Origin of the sequence: Kitasatospora sp. NPDC091257, assembly GCF_044757675.1 — a bacterium.
GTDB lineage: Bacteria > Actinomycetota > Actinomycetes > Streptomycetales > Streptomycetaceae > Kitasatospora > Kitasatospora lactacystinica.
In genome coordinates, this window is the sequence record NZ_JBIVVI010000748.1 from 1 (window position 1) to 4,563 (window position 4,563).

The 4,563-nt window shown below is 76.8% G+C and carries 5 protein-coding genes and 1 pseudogene; 1 reads left to right on the plus strand and 5 read right to left on the minus strand.

Annotation, left to right across the window (positions count from 1 at the left end; translation table 11 throughout):
- Positions 1-60: 60 nt before the first annotated feature.
- From ACIQOV_RS28730 to sigK, 5 genes are all read right to left on the minus strand, one after another.
- Positions 61-312, minus strand: a complete 252-nt coding sequence (locus tag ACIQOV_RS28730) for a hypothetical protein (protein ID WP_401053398.1) — start codon at positions 310-312, stop codon at positions 61-63.
- A gap of 356 nt (positions 313-668) precedes the next feature.
- Positions 669-1,331, minus strand: coding sequence for a DedA family protein (locus tag ACIQOV_RS28735; RefSeq protein WP_401053400.1), 663 nt, complete (start codon positions 1,329-1,331; stop codon positions 669-671).
- 109 nt (positions 1,332-1,440) lie between these two features.
- Positions 1,441-2,313 carry a hypothetical protein gene (locus ACIQOV_RS28740; protein ID WP_401053402.1) on the minus strand — a complete coding sequence of 291 codons (873 nt, stop codon included), beginning with the start codon at positions 2,311-2,313 and terminating at the stop codon, positions 1,441-1,443.
- 52 nt (positions 2,314-2,365) lie between these two features.
- Positions 2,366-3,373: a MerR family transcriptional regulator gene (locus tag ACIQOV_RS28745; protein ID WP_401053406.1), complete on the minus strand. Its 1,008-nt coding sequence runs from the start codon at positions 3,371-3,373 to the stop codon at positions 2,366-2,368.
- A gap of 103 nt (positions 3,374-3,476) precedes the next feature.
- Positions 3,477-4,109, minus strand: a complete 633-nt coding sequence (gene sigK, locus ACIQOV_RS28750; protein WP_401053404.1) for an ECF RNA polymerase sigma factor SigK — start codon at positions 4,107-4,109, stop codon at positions 3,477-3,479.
- 240 nt (positions 4,110-4,349) lie between these two features.
- Between sigK and ACIQOV_RS28755 the strand changes: the two are divergent.
- Positions 4,350-4,563, plus strand: a pseudogene (locus ACIQOV_RS28755) (GNAT family N-acetyltransferase); the annotation flags it as partial.

Genomic DNA, 4,563 nt, shown 5'->3' on the forward strand with positions numbered 1-4,563 from the left:
GGGTGGGGTGGGGCGGGGCTCGCGGGTCACCGGGTGATCACCGCGTGATCGTGCGGAGCCTCACGGCGCCACGGTGTCCGCCGCGGGCGGCTCCGGCTCCTCGTCATCGTCCGGCTTCGCCTTCCGCCGCACGTCGGCCGGGGTGGGCGCGCTGATGGATCGCTCCTCGGCGGAGCGCTCCCGGACTCCGGCCCGGCCCTCGGCCTTCGCCCGGACGTTCGCCGGGGTCGGGGACGTGATCGCGCGTTCCTCGGCGGACCGTTCCTGCGTCCGCTCGTCCGGCTGCGGTCCGTGCTCGTCGGGTGTGGTCATGGGCTCGTTCCCCTTTCCGGGTCCTGGGCTTCGACGGATGGGATACCGGGCGGCTGCCCGGATGTCCGGGTCCGAACCGAGATCCGGACCGCGAGTACGGGGCCGGGCGGCTTGGCCCGGCGCCGGTTCCGTCGGCCCTCGGTCGTCGGCCCTCCGACCGTAACCCCGGGCCGGAGACCGCGCTGCCGGACGCGGAAGGCGACGCTCCCGGCGCGCGCTGCCACGCGGTGCGGTCACGGGCCCGGCTTCGCCGACGGCCCGCAAGCCGCCGCCGCACAGGCCCGTGCCGTCGGGCGGCACTGAGATCCGCATCGGGCTCCGGAGACCGCGGGGATGATCCGATGGTGGGGGCAGGACTACTCGTCCCGGTCGTCCCGGTCGTCCCGGTCGTTCCGGTCGCCGCGGTCAGGGGCGCGGGTTCCGCGCCGGTGCCGGCGCAGGTACCAGACGGCGAGGGCGATGACGACGCCCGCGGCGATCGCGAGGGCGAGGACCCGGCCGACGGTGCTCTCGACCCGGGTGTAGGCGGCTCCGGCGAAGTAGCCGAGGAGGGTGAACCCGACGCCCCAGAGGACGCCGCCCAGGGCGTTGAACAGGAGGAAGCGGCGGTAGGGCATGCGGGACATGCCGGCCAGGGTGGGCACCATGGCGCGGAAGAAGGCGACGAAGCGGCCGAAGAAGACGGCGGCCGGCCCGCGCTGGCGGATCAGGTCCTGGGCCCGGTCGACCCGGGTCGCATGGCGCCGCATCGGGCGGGTGTCGAGGATCCTCGGGCCGATGTGGCGGCCGATCTCGTAGCCGGCGGTGTCGCCGAGGACGGCCGCGCAGACCACGAACAGGACGAGCCAGCCGAGCGAGAGCCGGCCCTGGTGGGCGAGGAACCCGCCGAGGACGGCCGCGGTCTCGCCGGGGACGACGAAGCTGAAGAAGAGGGCGTCCTCGACGAGCACGAGGCCCGCGACCACCGCGTACCCGACCGGACCGGACAGTCCGCTCAGCCAGGCGGTGATCGAGTGCATCAGCCACCCCGTTCCGGACCGGCGCCCCTCTCCGCCTCAATGTAACGCTCGGCGTCCCCGGCGACCCGGTGGTCCGAAGGGCGACGGACCCCGGCGCCAGGCCCTCGGCTCAGGTCAGGACCAGCGAGCGCAGCAGGTCGAGCTCGTCGAAGCCGAACCCGGCGAGGACGGCGGCGAGTTCGCAGGCGCCGGGGGCGAGCAGATCGACGATGGCCAGGACGTCCCGGCCGTCGGCGCGGTCGAGTTCCTCCAGCGCGCGGGGCAGGTTGCGGCGCCACAGGACAGCCGGTGCGGGCGGGCCGACGGAGCCGCGGTCGCGGTGGAGGGCGCCCTCCGGGGACACCCACAGGGGCGGGGCGTCGGCCGTGCGCGGGCCGAGTGCGGTGCGGTCGATGGTGGACGTGGCGGGGCGGTGCAGCAGGAGGCGGTGGTCCATCGGGCGGAACCCGTGGGCGAGGAACGCCCGGGTGGTGACCGGTCGGCGGTGGAGCGGCAGGCCGGGCAGGTGGGGCGGCCAGGGCGAAGGGTCGGTGAAGGCGGTGACGGCGGTCAGGCCGCCGCTCCGCGCCAGGACGGTCCGGACGAGGACCTCGGCCGCGTCCGCGGCCTCGCGGCAGTGCAGCCAGGCCACCCCGCCGGTGAGTCGGCCGGGCGTCGTCCGGCGGTGCACGGCCATCGCGCCCTGGAGCCGGCCGTCCCTGTCGTGGAGGACGAGGACCGTCCGGTCGGGCCGGCGGTCCCAGGCGACGGGTGCCGTCGCCGGGAAGGGCACGGCGGGCCGGTCGGCCGCGATCAGCCGGACCACCTGGGCCTGGTCCTCGTGGGTCGCGGGCCGGACCCGCAGCGCCCGTCCCGCCCTGGGGGACACCCTCATCGGGCTCCTGTCCACATCCACGTCCATGTACCCGTCCATGTCCTCGTTCCGGCCGACCGCCGGCACGGTGGGTTCGGTGCCGACCGGGCCCCGGATGGGCGAGAGCACTCGGAGTCACCCGAACGGGTGACATTCGGCGGCCGGGGGACGGCCGCGCGGATCACCCGGTGACGGTCCGCTCCAGGAGGTCGAGGGCGCTCGCCAGGCTCTGCGGGCCCGCGGTGCCGCCCGGGGCGCCGGAGCGGCCCCAGCCGGGGCCGGTGGCCAGCACCAGGGCCCGGCCGCGGGAGCCGCGCGCGCCCCACGTGGAGTCGGCCACCCGCCGGACCAGCTCGTGGTCGGCGGTGGGCGGGAGCTGCGACCAGAGCATCACGGCGCCGGGGCCGATCCGGTGCACCGCGTCCAGCAGCGCCCTGGGCGGGACGGCCGCACCCAGCATCCGGAAGGGCAGCGCACGCTCGCCCAGGCCCGCCGCGGCCGCCTCCAGCGCCAGGCTGTGCTGCTCGTCGGGCATCGCGGCCAGCAGGACGGGCGGCGCGGGCCGCGGCCTGGCGGGCCGTACGGCCGCGGCGCGCAGGACGGTGGACACGTGCCAGGACAGCAGGTGCTCGACCTCGACGTACTGCTCGCCGGAGGAGGCCCACGTGCGTCCGGTCGCGCGCAGCGCAGGCATCATCACCTCGGTCCAGGCGTCGACGACCCCGAGCGAATCCACCACCTCCCGCAGGATCCGGGCGACCTCCGGGGAGTCCAGGCGGACGGCGGCCCGGGCCAGGCCCCGGCACTCGGCGCGGACCGCTCCCATCCGCAGCGCACGGCGGCCGGCCGGGCCGCGACCGGCCTCCGGCCCGGGCCGCGCGGCCTGCCCGGGCACCGGTGCGACGGCCTCGGTTGCGCGTTCGGTCTCGGCCTCGGCACCGGCACCGGCCGCGTGGTGGGAGGCCAGCGCCGCCCGGGCCGCTTCGGCCGGGCGCACACCGCGGGCCGCCAGGCGGCACATCGCTTCGAGCAGCGCGATGTCCTCGGGGCTCCAGCGGCGGTGGTGGCCGGGGTCGCGCAGCGAGGGGCCGATGCCGTAGCGGCGCTCCCAGGAGCGGATCGTGGTGGGGGACACCCCGAGGAGCCGGGCCACGCCGCCGGTCGGCAGGCCCGCCTGGTCGGTACCCATCGTTCTCCTCTCCCGGATGTTCCGGATGTCCCGGGCGTCCCGGATGCCCTGGGCGTCCCGGGCGTCCTTCGCCACTGCCATGATCCCCTGTCGGGCCCGGGCGTCAGGAGCCGTCGAAGGCCGTCCGCAGCCGCAGCAGCCCGTCCCGCATGCGGGTCTTCACCGTGCCCAGCGGCACCCCCAGGGCCCGGGCGATCTCACTCTGCGAGTACCCGCCGTAGTACGCCAGGACGAGCGACTCCCGCTGGACGCCGCTCAGCCGGGCGAGCGCGGACCGCACCCGGCGCGCGTCGAAGACCCGTTCGACCTGCTCGGCGACCGGTTCGGCGCCCGGCTCGCGGACCGGCTGCTCGCGCAGGGCCGCCCGCAGTTCGCGGTCGGCGGCGGCCTGCGCCGCCCGGACCCGGTCCACGGCGCGGCGGTGGGCGATGGTGAGCACCCAGGCCAGCACCGTGCCGCGGGCCGGCCGGTAGCCGGCGGCGGCGCGCCAGACCTCCAGCAGCACCTCCTGCGCGACCTCCTCGGCCTGCGAGGGGCTGCGCAGCGTCCGCAGCGCCGTCCCGTACACCGGTGCGGCCACGGTCCGGTACAGCCGTGCGTACGCCACCTGGTCGCCCCGGGCCACCGCGGCGACCAGGCGCTCCAGCTCCGCGGCCGGAGCCGGGACGACGGGGACGGCCGGGACGGCGGGGACGGCTGGGGAGAGGGAGGGGGACGGGCAGGCGTGCGTGGTCACCCCGGCACTGTGCAGCGTTTCGGTTTCCCGGCACCACCCGCAGCCTTTGTGCAGCGTTTCGCTCCACTCGGTGACGCCGCCCGCCGTCAGGCCCGGGTGAGCCCGCCGGCGCCGTCCCGACGCCGTCCCGACGGCGCCCCGACCGCCGGTAATTCGGTTGACCGGGCCGCGCGGTCGCGCTGCACTTCGGGGGGCGCCGCACGAGGTGGCGCCGGCAGTACGGGGAGGCAGCAGCACCGCATGGAGATCCGTTCCACGACCGACCAGGACCTCGACGTCTTCGTCGACACGCTTCACGCCGCGTTCGGGCGGTTCCCGGAAACCCCGAACGCGGACGGCGGCGGGGTCTGGTGGGCGGCGACCGAGATGGACCGCAACCTGCTCGCCGTGACGGCGGACGGGCGGCCGGTCGGCACCGCCGGGGCGTGCTCCTTCGAGCTGACCCTGCCCGGGG

Excerpts from the sequence above, each read along its gene's own strand:
- ACIQOV_RS28730 (WP_401053398.1), bottom strand. The coding sequence starts at position 312 with ATGACCACACCCGACGAGCACGGACCGCAGCCGGACGAGCGGACGCAG.
- ACIQOV_RS28745 (WP_401053406.1), bottom strand. The coding sequence starts at position 3,373 with ATGGGTACCGACCAGGCGGGCCTGCCGACCGGCGGCGTGGCCCGGCTC.
- ACIQOV_RS28735 (WP_401053400.1), bottom strand. The coding sequence starts at position 1,331 with ATGCACTCGATCACCGCCTGGCTGAGCGGACTGTCCGGTCCGGTCGGG.